This is a genomic window from Natronorubrum texcoconense (assembly GCF_900100335.1).
GTDB classification, from domain to species: domain Archaea; phylum Halobacteriota; class Halobacteria; order Halobacteriales; family Natrialbaceae; genus Natronorubrum; species Natronorubrum texcoconense.
Window position 1 is genome coordinate 480,094 of record NZ_FNFE01000002.1, and the last position, 18,662, is coordinate 498,755.

Consider the following 18,662-nt stretch of genomic DNA (forward strand, 5'->3'; position numbering starts at 1 on the left):
GTCGTGAGTTACCGATCTCGTCGAGGAATCCTGTCGAGCAGATCGTTCGTCGTCGCGATTCTCGCGGTGTTCATCCTCGCCAGTATCCTCAGCCCCGTGCTCGCGGGCTGGACGGTGGCCTCAGTCCTCGGGCGAGAGGGTGACGTCCACTCCTGGCTGGCGCTGACGGCCGCGTACACGCTCTTTTTCGTGGCGCTGGGCGGACTGTGTAGCTACCGCCTCGCGGCGACGGTACGCGAACGCAGCTGAGACGTCCCGAGCCTCGACGTTTCGGACTCAACGATCCTCGAGTCGCTCTTAGCTGACCCGATAGCTCACCGCGATCCCTTCGCCCAGCGGGAGTACGATCGTCTCGAAATCCGGGTCGGCGGTCACCCGCTCGAGGTAGTCCGCGATCCCCTGCGTGTGTTCGTTCACGTCGTCGGGCGCTCCGCCCTCCGCGATTGTCAGCAACGCCTCGAAATCGATCGGCCCCGCGGTGATCGCGTTGTCCGCGATCACGACGCCACCCACGGGAACCTTCGAGCGGACGGCCTCGAACGCGTCCGCGTACCGGTGTTTCTGGTGGTCGATCAACACCACATCGAACGGGCCCGCGTACTCCTCGATGGTCGCCATCGCATCGCCCAGTTCGTACCGCGCGAGGTCGTCGTACTCGCCTGCGTCCATATACTCTCGAGCGAGCTCGAGTTCGTCCTCGTCGACCTCCGTCAGTACGATTTCGCCGTCGTCGCGCAAAGCTTGGGCCATCCAGTACGCCGAGTAGCCGTAGCCGGAGCCGAACTCGAAGATCCGCTCGGCGTCGGCCATCCGAGCGACGAACCGCAAGAACGCGCCGACCTCGGGACCGACGTGGGGGAACCCCTCACGTTCGGCGTAGTCGTCCATCTCGCGCAGCGTCTCGTCGGGTTCGGGTCCGACCGCGCGTACGAAGCGAGCGATCTCGTCCGAGAGAACGTCGACCATACGGCTCCCTACGGCCGCACCGATATCAAAGCCAGTGGCCTTTTCACGACCCGCTGCGGACTCGAGACCGAGAACCAGTGACGCTGACGACGGCCCTCGCAGGAGTGATCTTCGGACTCGCCCTCGCCGCACCGCCGGGACCCATGAACGCCATTATCGCCGAGGAGAGCGTCGTCCGCGGCTGGACGGCCGGCTTCCGGGCCGGACTGGGCGCGATGTCGGCCGACGTGCTCTTTTTCGTGCTCACGCTCGCCGGTGCGGTCGCCGTCATCGATCAGGTGCCGGCGGCCCGACCGCTCCTCTATCTCGTCGGCGGCCTCCTCATGCTGTACTTCGCCATCGGCGCGCTCGAAGAGGCGAGCGCCGCGGCCACGTTCACCGCCGACGGCGATCACGCCGTCTCGACGGGGTTCCGAAAGACGTTCGCCCTCTCGCTGACCAACCCCTATCAAATCGGCTTCTGGCTCACCGTCGGCGTCGGGTTACTCGAGTCCGGCACACTGGACGTCCTCTCGCACGTCCCGGGAGCCGGCGCGGCGCTCGAGGGCGCGTTGACCGTCCAGACCGGCTCGCCGACGCTGCTCGTCGGCTTCTTCGCCGGGATCGCGATCTGGATTGTGGTCTACCCCGCCGCGCTGGTCGCGGCGGGCCGGCGCGTCGACGCCTTCGCACCCGTCGTCGCCGCGCTGAGCGCCGTCGTCCTTGTTGGCTTCGGACTCCTCTTTCTCGCGATCGGGACGCTGCGAATCGTCTGAGGCGAGGCAAAGCGCAGCCTCCATGAAAAACGGCCGACGGTCGAATCAGAACCGATCGGACCGATCGTCAGACCCCTCGCGGTCCGCCTCATCGGTCGAGTCCCCAGCACCGTCCGAACGCTCGGAATCGTCGACTTCCGTCTCCGACGTATCGGCGTCGTCGCCGTCCGTCTCCGTGTCCCAGCCTGACCACGGTCTCGAGCCGCCGTCGCTCGAGTCGGTATCCGATCCTGTCGAACCGTCTCGTTCCGACTCGTCGGTCCAGCCGTCCAGGTCGTCCCACGCGGCCGATCTGTTCCACGTAGGTTCGTCTCGAGTTACGTCGCGTCGGTCGCTCGAGGCGGACTCTCCACCTCGACCGACTCTGTCGGCGTCGGTCCCTTGCTCCCAGTCGATCGCCTCACGTGGATCGCGGCCGGCTGATCGATCGACAGCGGTTCCCGTTCCGTCGTCGGACCGAACCGCCGCGCGCTGTGCCGGGATGAGGTCGAGCGCGTCGTCCGTATCGCCGAGGATCAACAGCGCGTGGTATCGAACGAAGCTCCGGACGGGTGCCTCGATCGCCGCGACGACGTACTGGTAGCCCAGATAGGCGAGGAGCAACAGGACGACCGCAACCCAGAGGAGGTTCGGATGAATCGCTTCGAACAGCAGCGCCACGAGGACGAACGCGATGATCCCGAAGAAGGTGAGGAAAAAGCCGATCATCGCGAACAGCATCCAGAAGGCGAACCCGATCAGCCAGGCGATCACGAGGTAGCCGAGCATCCCGCTCCAGTTCGACGCCAGCGTCGGGACGAACCGTCGCCAGGCGGCGATCGGGCCACACGCCTGCTGTAGCATGATCGGAACCACGAACGCCGTCGTGAGCGTGTAAACCGCGTACCAGCCGACGAAGATCACGATCGCAGAGAGGACGATGAGGGCGATGAGACCGTCCGAAAGATCGGCAACGTCGGTGACGTCGCCGCCGACGATCACAGCCCCGACGAGGGCCGCGATCGCGATGATTAGTCCGAGCCACAGTAGGATCCGGAACGCCAGCAGCCACAGGGCGCGGCCGAGGTTCGCGCGACCGTATCGCCGGAGGTGGATCGCCTCGGAGCGAAGCGACTCGACAAAGACGAACTCGAGGAGCGCGGCGAGATACCTGAACGCGCCGTAGACGGAGAGGACGAGGAGGAGCACCGCTACTGCGAGCCATCGGACATCGGGGTCGTCGACACCCTCGGCAATCGCGTCGAGCGGGACGTTGAAAAACTGCGTCGTAATGGTGATCCCGCCGAGAAAGAGGACGACGAGCGCGAGTTTGAGCCAGCCGACGGAGCCCAGCGCGCCGAAATAGCGTTTCGTGACCGCGAAGGCGTCACGCAGGGTGCCGATCGCATACATGTTGAGTGTAAAACCAGTCTCGACTATCAAATAGATGCTGATACGTTCCGCACGAAACGATAGCCGGCGCTCCCTCCGATACTCAACCGTGGGGATACGGACCCTCGCGCGGTCTCACGTGCGTCGGGTGGTTATCCCATCGCCGCGATCTCGTCCTCGAGCCACTCGCTGAACCACTTCACGCGCTTGAGTCGCTGGTGAGCGATGCTCTCGGCGGTGTCGCTTCGGACGCGCGAGGCAGCGTCGTAGCCGCGCTCTAAGACCCGTTCGACCATCTCGTCGGAGTCCATGTGCGTCCGAGCCTCGTAGCCCATCCGGAGGAGCATGAGCGCGGTGCCGTTCGCGCCGACTTTGTCGAGCAAGTCGGCCTCGATGAGACACTGGGTTTCGAGCGCGAGGTCGGTCAGCTCGCCCTGATAGGAGTGGTGTTCGATCGCGCGACACACCTGTTCGATGAATGATTCGGGGTACTCCGCGCGGGACTCGAGGTACTCGCGGGCGACGCGAGCCCCGGCCTCGGCATGGAGCTCCTGGTCGGTCTCGAGTTTGGCGACGTCGTGGAAGAGCGCGGCGACGCGGGTGACGTCGGGGTCCGCGCCCTCCTCGTGGGCGATCTCTTCGGCGAGTTCGACCACGTTGAGGATGTGGTTGTGCCGGTACTCCGCGGAGTGCCACGGATACCAGCGCATGCGGCCGCCTTCCTCCTCCTTTTCGACGCTGGCCGAGAGGTACTCGAAGACGAAACCCTTCATCTCCTCGAACTCGGCGTCGGACACCCTGGTCTCTTTTATTTCGACGCCCACGAGAGATCCCTCCGCAGTAAACGAACGATAGTCATTACCAGAATGTTAGGTCGTTTCGCTCTTTAGCCTTTGGTTCAGTTCAGTCCGTCTCGCCGCGAGACGGACACGAATTCAGGCGGCCGTCGCCTGCCGGTATCGTCGGTTCGGACCGGTCGCTCGCGGACGGATGACGGTACCGCTCGATGATGGGGCTAGCAACGACACGGTTGGCGACGTCCTGTTCGAACGACATCCCGCACGACCGTTCCACGGACCACGTTCCGGCGAAATATGCACGAACTTCCGTTAAAGTCAAACAGGCGGCTGGGAAAGTGGGGGTATGAGCAGCGAACAGGAGCAGGAGTCGATTCGATGTCTCGTCGCCAAGGTCGGTCTCGACGGTCACGATCGCGGCGCCCACGTCATCGCGCGCGCCTTCCGCGACGCCGGCTTCGAAGTTATCTACTCCGGACTGCACAAGGCCCCCGAAGAGATCGTTCAGGCGACCGTCCAGGAGGACGTCGACGTCCTCGGCATTTCGATCCTCTCGGGCGCACACGACACGCTCGTCCCGAAGATCATGGACGGCCTCGAGGAGTACGGCGCGAAAGAGGACACCCTCGTCTTAGCCGGCGGCGTCATCCCCGACGAGGATCGCGCGGAACTCGAGGCACAGGGCGTCTCGGCGATCTTCGGCCCCGGAACGTCGATCGAAGAGACGATCGAATTCGTCCGCGAGAACGCCCCCGAGCGATGAGCTCCGACGAGGACCTGCTCGAGGCGCTGCTCGCGGGCGAACACCGCGCGCTGGCTCGAGTGATTTCGAAGATCGAGAACCGGTCGCCGGGCTACCGGGACCTCGTTTCGGAACTGTACGCCCATACCGGTGAAGCCGACGTGATCGGCATCACGGGCAGTCCCGGCGCGGGGAAATCGACCTTAGTCGACAAACTCGCCGAGACGTACCGCGACCGCGGCGAGACCGTCGGCGTCATCGCGATCGATCCCTCCTCGCCCTTTACCGGTGGTGCCGTCCTCGGCGACCGTATCCGGATGGCGTCGACCGTCGGTGATATGGACGTCTTCGTCCGCTCGATGAGCGCCCGCGGAACCCTCGGCGGACTCTCGACGGCCACCGCCGACGCCGTCAAGGCGATGGACGCCTTCGGCAAGGAGAAGATCATCATCGAGACCGTCGGCGCCGGCCAGAACGAGATCGACATCGTTCGAACTGCGGACACCGTCGCCGTCCTCGTTCCGCCGGGATCGGGTGACGATATCCAGACGCTGAAGGCCGGCATTCTCGAGATAGCCGACGTTTTCGTGGTCAACAAGGCGGATCGACCCGGCTCGGATCGAACGGTCCAGGAACTGCGGGACATGATCCAACTCGGCGGCGGTGGAATCGGTGGTGGTGGCGGCCATCACAGCCAGGAGGTCATCGATGCCCACGACGACTGGGATGGAGAGACCGACGACGAGGGCGAGACGGCGGGCTGGACGACACCCATCGTCGAAACCGTCGCCACGAAGGCAGAGGGTGTCGACGATCTCATTAGCGAGTTCGCGAACCACCGTACCTATCTCGTCGACTCCGGCGAACACGCCGAGCAGGTCCGCGGCCGCTACGCCGAAGAGATCCGCACGCTCCTGCGCGAGGACGTCCACGCCCTGCTCGAGGACCGACTCGCCGACCGTGGCGGAATCGACGACCTCGCGGAGTCCGTTCGTCGGGGCGAGACCGATCCCTACTCGATCGCCGGCGAGTTGCTCGACCCCGTCGAGGACTGTCTCGACGAACTCGAGACGAACGGCGAAAACGGATAGCGAATAGCGAAGGGCGACGGGCTGGCTGGGCCAACGAGTTGGGGCCGACCAGCTGGAAGCGACTGGTACAGATTGTGAACGCCGACCGCAGGCCTAAGGCCGTCGACGGCATACGCCCCAGTATGAAACTCCGTACAGTCCTCGGTGCCGCGGTCGGTACCGTCGGCGCGGCCGTGCTCGGCAATCGACTCCTCGCGAAACGAGCCGGAGAACTCGAGAACCCGCTCGTCGGGGTCGAACGAACGTACCGCTGGCGCGGGATCGAGACGAAGTACACCGTCGCCGGTGATCCCAACGACCCGGATATGATCCTCTGTCACGGGATCCACGCGGGCGCGAGCAGCCGCGAGTTCGAACCGATCGTCGAGCGACTGGCGGAAGAGTACCACGTAATCGCGGTCGATCTTCCCGGGTTCGGTCGGTCGAACCGGCCGCCGTTGATCTACTCGTCGACTCTCTACGCCGAGTTCATCCGCGACTTCGCGGCCGACGTCGCCGACGAGCCGATCGTCGTCGCCTCCTCGCTGACCGGGTCGTTCGCCGCCGAAGCGGCCCAGGAGAGCGAGTTCGACCAACTCGTCCTGATCTGTCCGACCGACGAGACGACCGACGAACGTCCCTGGGTTCGGACCCTCGTTCGGACACCGATCGTCGGCTCGACGCTGTTCAACCTGCTCGCCACCAAACCCGGAATCCGCTACTTCTACGACCGGGACGGCTACTACGACAGCGACCGGATCGACGACGCGGAGATCGAGTACGCCTGGCGGAGCGCCCACCAGCCCGGCGCTCGGTACGCCCCTGCGTCCTTTAGCTCGGGAACCCTCGATCCCGAGTTCGACCTGGCGACGGAGCTGGCGGCGCTCGAGACCCCGACCACGCTCGTCTGGGGTCGCGACGCCGAGCTCGTCCCGCTGCGCGAGGGCCGAGACCTCGCCGATGCGGCCGATCTCGAACTCGTCGTCGTCGACTACGCGACGCAGCTCCCACACGCCGAACATCCCGACAAGTTCGTCGAGTATCTGAGCGCCGAGTTGCCACACGCCGACATCGATCTCGAGTAATATCGACTCGAGCCGACCGAGCGGCCCGTTCGACCGTCACTGTCCGTAAACGGCTCGCCGTCAGCCGGACCGATAGGTCGCCGATGGCTCACGTCGAATAGCGATCCGGCTGGAGCGTCCACCATCGATTAGTGACCGACACCGATCCGTGTATTACCAAAAATATACGCGAAATAGATGGAACAGACGAAGTCTACTTAGGGACGGGTCACAAGAAGTCGACAATGAGTCAGGAGAAAGAGTACAACTTCCAGCAGAATTCCCAGACAGAGAGTACTGCTACCGTCGACTCTCTGACCGTCGAGAGCGGGCTGGAAGCCCTGCAATCGAGTCCGGAGTTTCACGGCACGGTCGAGCCGCTCGACGGACTCGACGCCCTCGAAACTTGCGAGCACATCGCCCTGTTCCACAGAAGCCACGAAGAACGGTTCGCGACGGTAGCGCCGTTCGTTCGGCAGGGCATCGAGCGGGGCGAGCGGGTCATGTACGTCTTCGACGAGTTCACCAAGTCCGAGATTCTCGCGGAACTCCGCGGCGGTACCGTCGACGTCGACGCGGCCCTCGAGTCGGGTCAGCTGACGTTCCACACGCTCGAGGAAACCTATCTCCGATCCGGACGCTTCGACGCCGACGATATGCTCGACGTGTACGCCGAGGCGATCGAGGAAGCGAAAGCGGAGTATCCGGCGCTTCGCGTGACCGCGAGCACGAACTTCATTCTCGACGAGTACGCGACGATCGAGGAGTTCATGGCCTACGAGAGCCGGGTAAACGATCTCTTCAAGGGGGAGGACGCCATCGCGCTCTGTCACTACGACTGCGAGCGAATTCCGCCGGAGACGCTCGTCGACGTCGTTCGAACCCACCCGCATCTCGTCTACGACGATACGGTCTGTCACAACTTCTACTACACGCCGCCGGAGGAGTTCTTCGCGCCGGACGAGCCCACTCGAGACGTCGAGCGAATGCTGCACACGCTGGTGGACCGATCCAGGGCACGGTCCGAACTCAACGAAATGGTCGCGGAACTGGAGGAATCGAACGAACGCCTCAAACGGTTCGCCTACGTCGCCTCTCACGACCTCCAAGAGCCGCTGCGGATGATTTCGAGCTATCTCCAGTTGCTCGAATCCAGCTACGCGGACGAACTCGACGAGGAAGCCCAGGAGTGCATCGACTTCGCCGTGGACGGCGCCGACCGCATGCGGGAGATGGTCGACGGACTGCTCGCGTACTCGCGGATCGACATGGACGAGACGGAGTTCGAACCGGTCGCGTGCGACGATATCGTCGACGACGCCCTGATCGATCTGCAGGTGCGGATCGACGAGACCGACGCCACGGTCGTCGCCGGAGCGTTGCCCACGGTACGCGGCGACGCCAACCAACTCAAGCAACTCTTCTCGAATCTGCTCTCGAACGCGATCAAGTACAGCGGCGACGAGCCACCGCACGTAGAGATCACCGCCGAGCGACAGGGTGATCGCTGCGTGTTCTCCGTCGCCGACAACGGGATCGGAATCGAGTCGGAGTACGTCGATCAGATCTTCGAGATCTTCAATCGACTCCACTCGAACGACGAGTTCCAGGGAACCGGACTCGGCCTCTCCCTCTGCCGAAAGATCGTCAACCACCACGGCGGGGATATCTGGGTCGACTCCGAGCCGGGCGATGGGACGACCTTTTACTTTACCCTCCCCAAGGCCTCGTGAGGGTTCGTTCGGAACAAATGGTCGAGGAACCGCTACATGTGCTGGTGGTCGAGGACAACCGCGGTGACGTTCGGCTGATCGAAAACGGGTTCGAGGAGAGTAGCGTCGAGCGTTCGCTAACCGTCGTCAACGACGGCGAAGCGGCGCTCGACTACCTCTACCGACGAAATGGCTACGAGTCCGAGGCGAAACCGGACCTCGTACTGTTAGATCTGAACGTGCCGAAAAAGACCGGGAGGGACGTTCTCGAGCAGATCGGTGGCGAGCGGGATCTCCGCTCGATACCGCTCCTCGTTCTCTCGGGCTCGCAGGCCGAGAACCACATTCTCGAGACGCACGAGTTGGGTGCGGACGGCTACTTCGTCAAACCCGTCGACCCGCACGAGTTCATCTCGCTCGTGGGTCGGGTCGCGAATTCGATCGCCACCTCGGGAACGCTCCCCCCGGGAGAGTACTCCGAGATCGATCGCAGGACGTGAGCGGCGATCCCGCTCGAGAAGCGTCTGAGTACCGCGTTTCGACAGCGACGAAAAGCCGAACGGCAGCCCTAAACCGGACTGAAGCTGAGCACACGCTCGCCGGTCGTCTCCGAGACCGTGATCTCCGGCTCGACCTCGAGTCCGTTCTCGATCGCTTCGAGGTCCACGCCGACGATCTGTCCGGTGATCCGAACGGGTCCGAAGTCGACGACGGCCGTCGCGTACGGCGCGTCTTCCTCGAACGCCGGCGTCGGGACGTGTGTCACGGTGAACGTGGCGACCTCGCCGGATTCGGGGAGTGCAGTCTCCTCGAGTTCGGTCGAGCCGCAGTCGGGACAGACTCGCCGCGGCGGCAGCGAGCCGTGGCCGTTCGCACACTCGAGGTAGTAGGCCTCGCCCGCTTCCGCGGCGTCGAGCCACTCGTCGAAGCCGGCGTCTCGCGTCTGGGATTCGTCGTCGCTCATCAGTTATCCACCTCCAGCACGTGAACGGTCGCACTCGCAACCGTGCCACCCGCGTTGTGGGCGACGGCTGTCGTCCCGCTCTCGACGAATTCGCTGTTCGGGTGGTCGCCGGAGAGGAGCGTCGCGACCTCCGCGATCTGTGAAGCGCCGGTCGCACCGACCGGGTGACCCTTGGCCTTCAAGCCGCCGGAGAGGTTGATCGGCGTCTCGCCGTCGGCGGTCGTCCGGCCGTCGCGGGCCGCCGAGATGCCCTCGCCGACCGGGAAGAGATCCAGCGACTCGATCGCCAGCACTTCCGCGATGGTGAAACAGTCGTGGACCTCCGCGAAGTCCACGTCCGCGGCGTCGATGCCGGCGTCGGCGTAGGCCTGCTCGCCGGCCTCGCGGGCCGCGGGCGAGCGGGCGAGGTGATCGCGGTCGTGGAGCGCCATGCGATCGCCGCCCTGACCGGTTCCCGTGATGGAGACCGGCGCGTCGAGGCCGTGTTCTTCCGCGTACTCCTCGCTCGTGAGGACGATCGCGGCGGCGCCGTCGGAGAGCGGACAGGAGTCGTAGAGACCGAGCGGAGAGGAGACCTGCGGGGCCTCGAGCACGTCGCTGACCTCGATGGCGCTCTGGTACTGGGCCTTGTCGTTGTTCAGTGCGTTCTCGTGGTTCTTGACGGCGATGTGTGCCAGATCCTCGTGTTCGCCGCCGTACTCGGTGAAGTAAGCCTGGGCCATCAACGCGTACGCGCCCGGGAAGGTTACTCCGGCGCGCACCTCCCAGAGGTCGTCGGCGGCGATGGCGAGCGCTTCCGTCGCGCCCGCGGTACCGAGGTTGGTCATTCGTTCGGCGCCGCCGACGAGGAGCACGTCGTCCTCGCCGTTTCGGATCCGCATGACGGCGTCTCGAACGGCCGTTCCGCTCGAGGCACACGCGGATTCGTAGCGGGTTGCGGGGGCCTGCACGCCCGCGGCCTCGGCCATCAGCGGGCCGTGGTGACCCTGATGTTCGGACAGTTCGCCCATGAAATTACCGTAGAGGAGGGCGTCGACGTCGTCTCGAGGCACGCCGCTGTCCTCGAACGCCGTAATACTCGCTTCTGCGAAGAGGTCTCGGCTCGTTCGTTCGGGCGTGTTCCCGAACGATGTCAGACCGACACCCGCAACACGTACGTTACTCATGTACACGCGTTTAGCAGGTCGCTCCGTTAATACTCCGCGGTTGCTCTCGTGTCGAAACCTTCCAGTTACTAGTCGTACAGTATCGATCACGCGAGAGCGTCGCCGGATCTCCGTAGCCCGTATGTTTATGACGGATTCCCCATCAGACTGTGTATGGAAACAGTTCCGTTCGATGAAGACCTTCTGACGAAACTGACCGAGACGAGTGGCGTCCCCGGCTACGAAGACCGAATTCGGGACCTCGTGATCGACGAGTTCGAGGACAGCGTCGACCGGGTTCGCACCGACGCGATGGGGAACGTCGTCGGGACGCTCGAGGGCGACTCGGAGTACTCCGTGGCCATCGCAGCCCATATGGACGAGATCGGCTTTATGGTACGCCATCTCAAAGGCGACGACGACGGCTTCGGCTTCCTCGAACTCGACGCGCTCGGCGGCTGGGACGCCCGAATCCTCAAGGCCCAGCGCGTGACGATCCACACCGACGACGGCGACCTCCCGGGCGTCATCGGCTCCCCACCGCCACACACCCTGACCGACGAGGAACGCGAGAAGACGCCCAAAGTCGAGGACGTCGTCGTCGACGTCGGGCTCCCATACGAGGAGCTTGCGGAGCGCGTCTCGGTCGGCGACCTCGTGACGATGGACCAGACCACCGAGCGCGTCGGCGAGACGATCACCGGCAAAGCCCTGGACGACCGCGTCTGTCTGTTCGCGATGCTCGAGGCCGCCCGCCGACTCGAATCACCCGACGTGACGATCCACTTCTGTGCGACGGTCCAGGAGGAGGTCGGCCTGCGCGGCGCACGCGCGCTCGGCGTCGACGTCGATCCGGACCTGGCGATCGCGCTGGACGTCACCGTGGCCAACGACGTCCCCAGCTTCGACGCCGGCAAACACGTCACCGAACTCGGCGATGGCGCGGCGATCAAGCTCAAAGACGGGAGCGTCATCACGAACCCGAAGGTCCACAAACGGCTGCAGGCGGTCGCGGAGGAGAAGGGAATCGAGTTCCAGCACGAAATTCTCCCCGCGGGCGGCACCGACACGGCCGGCTTCCAGTTCTCGGGCGGGGCGAAGCCCGTCGGCGCGATCTCGATCCCGACGCGCTACCTCCACACGCCGACCGAGACGGCCCACGTCGACGATATCTCGGCGACGATCGACCTCCTCGCGGCGTTCCTCGAGAGCGAAAACGGGGATCACGAGTACACGCTCTGAGCGGCAACGACAGACGTTCTACCGCGGTTCAGCGCGTTTCGAGACCCGTCAGGGCATCTCGTGAACCGTCAGCTCCACGTCTCGGCGTTGGCCCTCGATATCCGCGACGAGGCGTTCGACGACCGACTCGGCTTCGCTCAGCAGTTTCGGTTGCACCTTCGTGACGACCCAGTCCAGCGAGACGAATCGCGGCAGCGAGAGTGCGCTCTTGTCCGCCGAGTAGGGGTCGTACTGCGCCTCGAAGTAGATCCGACTCGCCGTCTCGACTCCGTCGGGTGCCGACTCGGGCTCCGGTTCGACGCGCCACTCGCCGCGGGCGTCGAGGTCGTTGACCAACTGCCACTCGAGCGAGTCTGGTTCAGTGATGGCGATCACCTTCGAGCGCGCCGTGTAGCTGAGCTTCCACCAGCCCAACTCGAGGTCGTAGACGGAGCCGACGTCGCCGTCTCCGTGTACGCGGACCGCTTTCAGGTGGTCGGTGTACCGCGGGTAGTTTCTGAACGCTCGCACGTACGGAAAGACCTCCTCTGGCGAGCGGTAGGCGACTGTGCTGAGGAGAATTCTGTCCACATCGGCGTTACAACGCGTCCGAAAGTAAGGATTGCCATCGTGACGGTCGACTCGAGAGATGTCATCGTCCGACGCCGGCTGCAAGTACGAACCTTTGATACCCGCGACGGCCTACGACGACCCATGCGAGACGTCTGTATCGTCGGCGGAGGGGTCTCCGGACTCGCCGCGTCGATCTTCACCGCACGCGCGGGACTGGATACCCTCGTCGTCGACGGCGGCGAGTCCATCCTCGCGCGCAACGCCAGCCTCGAGAACTTCCCCGGCTTCCCCGACGGGCTCGACGCCCGCCGGTACCTGCAACTGACCCGCGAGCAGGCCCGAAACGCCGGTGCAACGTTCGAACTCGGCCACGTAACGCACGTGCACCCGGTCGACGACGCGGATCCGGAAGAGTCCCGAGAGATCGGTGCAACGACCCGACCGAACGATATCGAGGACGGCTTCGTCCTCGAGACCGAGGGCGGCGAACCCCTCGAGGCGCGGCGAGTGATCGCCGCCTCGTGGTCGAACAGCGACTATCTCGTTCCGCTAGATGTTGGCCGCAAACAGCGCGGAAACAAGCACTTCATCGCGGTCGACGAGGCCGGACGGACGGCCGTCGACGGCATCTACGCCGCGGGTCGGATCGCTGATGAACCACACCAGGCGATCGTCGCGGCCGGCCACGGGGCGAAAGTCGGCCTCGCGGTCATCCACGACTCCGACGCGAACTTCTATCACGACTGGGTCGTCCCGGCAGGCTACTTCACCGAGCGCGGAATCGAGGTGCCGCCGGGCTGTGAGGAGATCGACGACGCGGAACGGCGCGAGCGCGACGAACGCGCACGCGAAACGATTCGCGAGGCGTTCGCCGAACCGCTCGAGGAGACGCCGACGATGCACCCCAGCGTCGAACGGGAGCGAGAGTGATCCCAAACGTGGCGAGGGTCCGGTCCCGAACGCACCCAGGTGGCGGCGAGCGCACGTTCACAATCGCTGTACCGTCCCCCGGTGAGTTAACCCGTCGCGCGACGAACGCCGAACCGACGATTTCGTAACAATGGACGGGACGAACCGAGGGAATCGCGACCGGACGATCCTCGAGACGGCCGCGGAACGGGACGCGTTCGGTGCCGCGGCCCGATACGCGCGGGCGAACGACCTCGCGGTACCGGCCGAACGAGCCTACCTCGAGGCGCTCGCGGATGCCCGACGGGAGATTTGCCATCGGTTCGTCCGCGGGCTCCTTCGCGGCAAACCGGAGGGCCTCTCCGACGTGCGGTTCGTGGGACTCGAGCCGACAGCGACCGGATCGCCGGGCGCTCCTGAGGACCCCGGCCCACTGTCGGCCCTCGACGGCGAACGACTACCGACGCTCGCCGCGTCGCTTCCGGACGCGTGTCGGCAACTCGCGTTGCTTCCGTTGCCCGCCACCGAAAGCGTCCTCCTCGCACCGATCGCCGCGCGCCACGGCTTCGATCGGTTCCGACTGTGCGGCCCGGTTCGTCGGTGGTCCGTCGCGGACGAGACGACAACCGTCGACCACCCCGTCGATCTCGTCCCGCTGCTCGAGCGCGAGGGCGCGTTCATCGACGCCGGGCAGGCCGACCGAATCCGCGCGGAGGTCGCCGAAAGCGTCGCCAATCTCGCGTTGGCCCGGCTCGCCTCCCGAGTTCGCGCGCGTGCGTGCGACGCGAAAGGGGATAATCGATCGCCACTCGAGACCGTCGCGACCGGGATCCCGGCCGCCGACCCTGCCGCCGCGTTCGAGCGGATCGTCACCGACGGCCACCCGTTTCACCCGAGCGGGAAGATCCGTCGCGGGATGAACGCCGCCGACGGTCTCGCGTACGCCCCCGAGTTCACCGACCGGATCGACCTCCGATTCGTCGCCGTCGATCGCGAGTACGCCCTCGAGACGCAGGCGGAGACGACCGGCGGCGACCGACTGACCGAGCGGCTGTTCGCGACGTTCGATGGACTCGAGGGGGCGCTCGAACGAGCGATACCGGCCGAACGGCGGCCCGGCGAGTACGCCGTCGTCCCCGTCCATCCGCTGCAGTATCACCGGACGATCCCGGACCGCTACGCGGCACAGATCGGCGACGGCCGCGTCGCACCGATTCCCGACTACACGCAGCCGGCGACGCCGCAGCTCAATCTCCGAACGGTGGTGCCCTACGAGACCGAACGGACTGCCACTGCCGACGCTGACGGCGCGCTGCCACACCTCAAGCTCGCGATTCCCGTCCAGACGACGAACGTCGTTCGGACGCTCTCGCCCCACGCCGTGACGAACGGCCCGCAGGTGACCGACGTGGTGCGAACGATCGCCGACCGAGAGTCGTTCGAAACGCTCGGCCTGCTCGCCGAACCCGCGGCGACCTGTTACTACCCGCCGGGCGGCCCCCACCCGAGCGGCGACGGGTTCGACGACGCCCGGCATCTCTCGGGGTTGCTGCGGACGAACCCCGAGGCCCATCCGCTCGTTGCAGACCGGCCGGACGACGCGTACCCGGTGGTCGCGTCGAGTCTCGTCGCCGAGTCACCGGCGACCGGCCGGCCGCTCGTCTGCGACCTGATCGAGCAATACGGGACCTCGAGGAGGATTTCGAACGACGAAAACGCGGCGCTCGCGTTCCTCGAGCGCTATGCGGCAGTCGTCGTTCCCGATCAGCTTCGACTGCTGTCCAAATACGGCGTCGCCCTCGAGAGCCACCTCCAGAACAGCCTGATCGTCTTCGAGGGTGAGAGCGCGCGCCCGACGGCGACGATCGTTCGAGATCTCGGTGGAATTCGCGTGCATCGGGGGCGACTCGAGGAGCGCGGACTCTCGATCGATCCCTATCCGGACTCGGATCTGGATGCGGACGGTGAGGCCGACCTCTACCGGAAGCTGTACTACGCGCTCTTCCAGAACCACCTCGCGGAACTCCTCGCGACGATCAGTGACGAACTGGACGTCGACGAGCGGGCGTGTTGGCTGCGGATTCGCGAGCAGTGTGAGCAGGCGTTCGAGGCGATCCGCAGCGAGGGGACCGTTCCCGACGAGCGGATCGAACGCGACGAACGGGCGCTGTTCGAGGATCCCACGCCCCACAAGGCGCTGACCGCGATGCGACTGCGGGGGAAACGCCACGAGTACGTGACGAGCGAGGTGTCGAATCCGCTTTTTTCGGCGGATCGACCGTAACTCGACGACGCGAGAACACACGATCGGCGAAACCTCGCTACGCTTAACATACCCCGAGAGAGACTAGCAGACGAATGCTCGAGGGAGTCAACGTCGCGCTCGGGGTGACGGGATCGATCGCCGCCGTCAAGACGGTCGAACTGGCCCACGAGTTGCGACGCCAGGGAGCCGAGGTGCGAGGCGTGATGACCGGCAGTTCCCAGGGGATCATCCACCCGTGGGCGGTCGAGTTCGCCACCGAGAACGACGTGGTGACGGAGATCACGGGCAGCGTCGAGCACGTCGAACTGTGCGGCTACGACGGCTGGGCCGACGTGCTCCTGATCGCGCCCGCCACGGCGAACACGGTCGGCAAGATCGCCGGCGCGGTCGACGACACGCCCGTCACGACGTGTGCAACGACCGCACTCGGCGCCGGAACACCCGTCGTGATCGCGCCCGCGATGCACGAACCGATGTACGACCACCCCGGCGTCCTCGAGGCCATCGACACCGTCGCCGACTGGGGCGTCGACTTCGTCGACCCGCGCATCGAGGAGGGGAAGGCCAAGGTCGCCAGCGAGGCAGCTATGGTCACTGACGTCGCGCGCGCGACGGGCGAGGGCTCGCTCGAGGGCGAACACGTCGTCGTCACGAGCGGCGCCACGGGTGAGTCGATCGATCCCGTCCGCGTGCTCACGAACCGCTCGTCCGGAAAGATGGGACGAGCCGTCGCGAGAGCCTGTTACGCGCGCGGCGCCGACGTCACCCTCATCCACGGCTTCGTCGGTCCGCAGCCGTTGACACAGGACGCGGATCTGCCAGAGACTGACGACGACGGTGACGTCCCCTACGCCACCGTCGAGCACGTCGAAAGCGCGAGCGAGATGCTCGAGGCCACGCGAGCGGCCTGCGCGGACGCGGACACCCTCGTCTCGGCGGCCGCGATCGGCGACTACGCCACCGAGACGAGGGCCGAAAAGATTCGATCCGGCCAGGAGTTCTCGCTCTCGCTCGAGCCGACGCCGAAACTCATCGACGAGGTCCGCGACGAGCGGCCGGAGCTGCCGATCGTCGGCTTCAAAACGGAGACGTCGGGCGACGAGACGGCGATGATCGAGCAGGCGCGAGGGACGCTCGAGCGCGCGGGGCTGGCGTTCGTCGTCGCCAACGACGCGAGCGTGATGGGTGCGGACCGAACGAGAGCGCTCTTGGTCCACGACGCGGACGCCGCCCGCTACGAGGGGACGAAGGCGGGGCTGGCCGCAGAGATCGCCGATTCGATCGCGGCGATAACCGGCCCGTAGACGTACGGTATAGTAGACACGTTGAACGTTCTTTCCTTCGGTCGCCGTCCGTCAGGAGAGTTATATAGGTGGGGTTCCTGCCACGAATTAACAGGTATGCGACCGGTTTCAACGGCGGACTCGGCTTCGGTATCGGGCTCTCTTCCCGGCCCCGATAGCTTCGATCCGATCCCAACTGGCGCAACGAGGTGATCCGTGGTGGCTCAACAACAACGAACTGACAATATCGACGACAGCGGTCCGCTATCGAAAGGCGAAATATTCGAAGTGTTACGCAACCAGCGACGGCGCTACGTGCTGCAGTATCTCAAACAGGATACCCGACCCGTCGAACTCGGCGACCTCGCCCAGCAGGTCGCCGCCTGGGAGTACGAGACGACCCTCGAGGAAGTCACCCCCGAACAGCGAAAGCGCGTCTACACGACGCTCCAGCAGACCCATCTCCCGAAGATGGATCAGTCGGGGATTCTCCTGTTCGACTCCGACGACGGCGTGATCGAGGTCACTGATCGAACGCGCGACATCAGTATCTACCTCGAGATCGTCCCCGGCCACGAGTTCGCGTGGCGCGAGCTCTACCTCTCGCTCGGGGCGATCAGCTCCGCGCTGGTCGCCGCGCTGTGGCTCGAGATCTACCCGCTGACGATGCTCTCGGATCTCACCTGGACCGGAATCGTCGCCGTGACGTTCACCCTGACCGCCGTGGTTCACATCTACTACGAGCGCAACATGCGCCTCGGTCACGGCGAACAACCGCCGGAACTCAGCTACGGGAGCGACGACTGACTGCCGCGTCGCGGACCGACGCGAAACGCACCGTCTAGTTTCGGCGGTCGATAGCTCTACCGACCCTCGAGCGGTGCTCACGCCGAATTCGAGCGATGCGCCCGAACGTGACAGAGAGTCACCCACGCCTCGAGTGGATCGTCAACTTTTACTCCGAGACCACCAGACCCACGACATGGATCAGTTGAAGCAGTCGCTTCTCGACGCGCCGATCATCGAGAAAAACGGCTACCACTACTTCGTCCACCCGATCAGTGACGGCGTTCCGAAGCTCGACCCGGGACTGCTCCGGGAGATCGTCATCCGCATTATTCGGAAAGCGAAACTCGAGGAGGTCGACCGAATCGTGACCCCGGCTGCGATGGGTATCCACATCTCCACCGCCGTCTCGCTGATGACCGACATTCCGCTGACCGTCATCCGGAAGCGACAGTACGGTCTCGACGACGAGGTCGCCATCTCCCAGCAGACGGGCTACTCGGAGAACGAGATGTACATCAACGACGTTCGCGAGGGCGAGCGCGTGCTGGTGCTCGACGACGTCCTCTCGACGGGCGGGACCCTCGCTGCGGTGCTCGATGCCCTCAACGAGATCGGTGCGGAGGTCGTCGACACCGTCGCCGTCATCAAGAAAGTCGGTGGCGAGAACAAGGCCAGAGATGCCGGCTACGACATCAAGACGCTGATCAACGTCGACGTCGTCGACGGTGAGGTCGTCATCGTCGACGAAAGCGGCGATTGACGGCTCGAGTCGATGCTCAGTCGACGGGCCGGTACGTCGGTGTCGAACGGCAGTCGGAACAGTGGTGCCAACAGTGCCCGTTCGAATCCCACCTTCCGCGCCCGAGCAGCGATCCACCCTCAGTTCGCTCGAATCAGTGTCGTTCGCCGGTTTCGACACCCCGGACGAACGTATTTCACGAATAACATTAGCTGCCCGACAGTATATTACTTTATGACGAGATATTGTATTTAGGGACCGGATGTATTTGACTGTTACAATTCACAAATCTTTGT

19 protein-coding genes are annotated in these 18,662 nt (G+C 64.9%); 13 read left to right on the forward strand and 6 right to left on the reverse strand.

The annotated features are described in order from the left end of the window. Positions 1–3 precede the first annotated feature (3 nt). Positions 4–249, forward strand: a complete 246-nt coding sequence (locus tag BLT08_RS08595) for a hypothetical protein (protein ID WP_090304953.1) — start codon at positions 4–6, stop codon at positions 247–249. Between the two features lie 48 nt (positions 250–297). Here BLT08_RS08595 and BLT08_RS08600 read toward each other — a convergent pair whose 3' ends face one another. Continuing rightward, positions 298–966 carry an O-methyltransferase gene (locus BLT08_RS08600; protein ID WP_090304955.1) on the reverse strand — a complete coding sequence of 223 codons (669 nt, stop codon included), beginning with the start codon at positions 964–966 and terminating at the stop codon, positions 298–300. 77 nt (positions 967–1,043) lie between these two features. On the opposite strand from BLT08_RS08600, the gene BLT08_RS08605 reads away from it, so the two are divergent. Then, positions 1,044–1,721, forward strand: coding sequence for a LysE family translocator (locus BLT08_RS08605; RefSeq protein ID WP_090304957.1), 678 nt, complete (start codon positions 1,044–1,046; stop codon positions 1,719–1,721). A gap of 45 nt (positions 1,722–1,766) precedes the next feature. On the opposite strand, the gene BLT08_RS08610 is transcribed toward BLT08_RS08605, so the two are convergent. Then, positions 1,767–3,113: a DUF7544 domain-containing protein gene (locus BLT08_RS08610; RefSeq protein ID WP_090304959.1), complete on the reverse strand. Its 1,347-nt coding sequence runs from the start codon at positions 3,111–3,113 to the stop codon at positions 1,767–1,769. Between the two features lie 131 nt (positions 3,114–3,244). Further along, on the reverse strand, positions 3,245–3,916 hold the full coding sequence (locus BLT08_RS08615; protein ID WP_090304963.1) for an HD domain-containing protein: 672 nt from the start codon (positions 3,914–3,916) through the stop codon (positions 3,245–3,247). A 319-nt stretch (positions 3,917–4,235) separates the two neighbouring features. Here BLT08_RS08615 and BLT08_RS08620 point away from each other — a divergent pair, with 319 nt between their 5' ends. The 5 genes from BLT08_RS08620 to BLT08_RS08640 all read left to right on the forward strand — a co-directional run bounded on the left by BLT08_RS08620 (position 4,236) and on the right by BLT08_RS08640 (position 8,977). Next, entirely contained in the window at positions 4,236–4,652 is a 417-nt protein-coding gene (locus BLT08_RS08620; RefSeq protein ID WP_006089193.1) for a cobalamin B12-binding domain-containing protein, read from the forward strand. Beyond that, positions 4,649–5,722 carry a methylmalonyl Co-A mutase-associated GTPase MeaB gene (meaB, locus tag BLT08_RS08625; RefSeq protein WP_090304966.1) on the forward strand — a complete coding sequence of 358 codons (1,074 nt, stop codon included), beginning with the start codon at positions 4,649–4,651 and terminating at the stop codon, positions 5,720–5,722. Before BLT08_RS08620 ends, meaB begins: the two co-directional genes overlap by 4 nt. Before the next feature lie 122 nt (positions 5,723–5,844). Then, positions 5,845–6,786, forward strand: coding sequence for an alpha/beta fold hydrolase (locus BLT08_RS08630; RefSeq protein ID WP_090304969.1), 942 nt, complete (start codon positions 5,845–5,847; stop codon positions 6,784–6,786). Between the two features lie 224 nt (positions 6,787–7,010). Then, positions 7,011–8,498 (forward strand): sensor histidine kinase, encoded by a 1,488-nt coding sequence (locus BLT08_RS23680; RefSeq protein WP_090304979.1) that lies wholly within the window; start codon positions 7,011–7,013, stop codon positions 8,496–8,498. A 17-nt stretch (positions 8,499–8,515) separates the two neighbouring features. Further along, positions 8,516–8,977 (forward strand): response regulator, encoded by a 462-nt coding sequence (locus tag BLT08_RS08640; protein WP_090304981.1) that lies wholly within the window; start codon positions 8,516–8,518, stop codon positions 8,975–8,977. A 68-nt stretch (positions 8,978–9,045) separates the two neighbouring features. Here the strand turns inward: BLT08_RS08640 and BLT08_RS08645 are convergent, their stop codons facing one another. Together BLT08_RS08645 and BLT08_RS08650 are read right to left on the reverse strand one after the other, a co-directional pair. Beyond that, positions 9,046–9,441, reverse strand: a complete 396-nt coding sequence (locus tag BLT08_RS08645) for a Zn-ribbon domain-containing OB-fold protein (RefSeq protein ID WP_090304992.1) — start codon at positions 9,439–9,441, stop codon at positions 9,046–9,048. Next, positions 9,441–10,607: a thiolase domain-containing protein gene (locus BLT08_RS08650; protein ID WP_090304995.1), complete on the reverse strand. Its 1,167-nt coding sequence runs from the start codon at positions 10,605–10,607 to the stop codon at positions 9,441–9,443. Before BLT08_RS08650 ends, BLT08_RS08645 begins: the two co-directional genes overlap by 1 nt. Positions 10,608–10,760: 153 nt before the next feature. On the opposite strand from BLT08_RS08650, the gene BLT08_RS08655 reads away from it, so the two are divergent. Then, positions 10,761–11,828: a M42 family metallopeptidase gene (locus BLT08_RS08655; protein WP_090304997.1), complete on the forward strand. Its 1,068-nt coding sequence runs from the start codon at positions 10,761–10,763 to the stop codon at positions 11,826–11,828. A gap of 48 nt (positions 11,829–11,876) precedes the next feature. On the opposite strand, the gene BLT08_RS08660 is transcribed toward BLT08_RS08655, so the two are convergent. Beyond that, on the reverse strand, positions 11,877–12,398 hold the full coding sequence (locus BLT08_RS08660; RefSeq protein WP_090304999.1) for an SRPBCC family protein: 522 nt from the start codon (positions 12,396–12,398) through the stop codon (positions 11,877–11,879). Between the two features lie 123 nt (positions 12,399–12,521). Between BLT08_RS08660 and BLT08_RS08665 the strand changes: the two genes are divergently transcribed. The 5 genes from BLT08_RS08665 to hpt all read left to right on the forward strand — a co-directional run bounded on the left by BLT08_RS08665 (position 12,522) and on the right by hpt (position 18,387). After that, a complete protein-coding gene (locus BLT08_RS08665; RefSeq protein WP_090305001.1) occupies positions 12,522–13,310 on the forward strand; it encodes an FAD-dependent oxidoreductase in 789 nt (262 codons plus the stop codon). Positions 13,311–13,440: 130 nt separating this feature from the next. After that, positions 13,441–15,573, forward strand: coding sequence for an IucA/IucC family protein (locus BLT08_RS08670; RefSeq protein WP_090305003.1), 2,133 nt, complete (start codon positions 13,441–13,443; stop codon positions 15,571–15,573). 74 nt (positions 15,574–15,647) lie between these two features. After that, complete coding sequence (coaBC, locus tag BLT08_RS08675; protein ID WP_090305005.1) at positions 15,648–16,859, forward strand: bifunctional phosphopantothenoylcysteine decarboxylase/phosphopantothenate--cysteine ligase CoaBC; 1,212 nt, start codon at positions 15,648–15,650, stop codon at positions 16,857–16,859. Positions 16,860–17,057: 198 nt separating this feature from the next. Further along, positions 17,058–17,645 (forward strand): DUF7344 domain-containing protein, encoded by a 588-nt coding sequence (locus tag BLT08_RS08680; RefSeq protein ID WP_090305007.1) that lies wholly within the window; start codon positions 17,058–17,060, stop codon positions 17,643–17,645. A gap of 175 nt (positions 17,646–17,820) precedes the next feature. Continuing rightward, on the forward strand, positions 17,821–18,387 hold the full coding sequence (gene hpt, locus BLT08_RS08685; protein WP_090305009.1) for a hypoxanthine/guanine phosphoribosyltransferase: 567 nt from the start codon (positions 17,821–17,823) through the stop codon (positions 18,385–18,387). Positions 18,388–18,662: the final 275 nt, after the last annotated feature.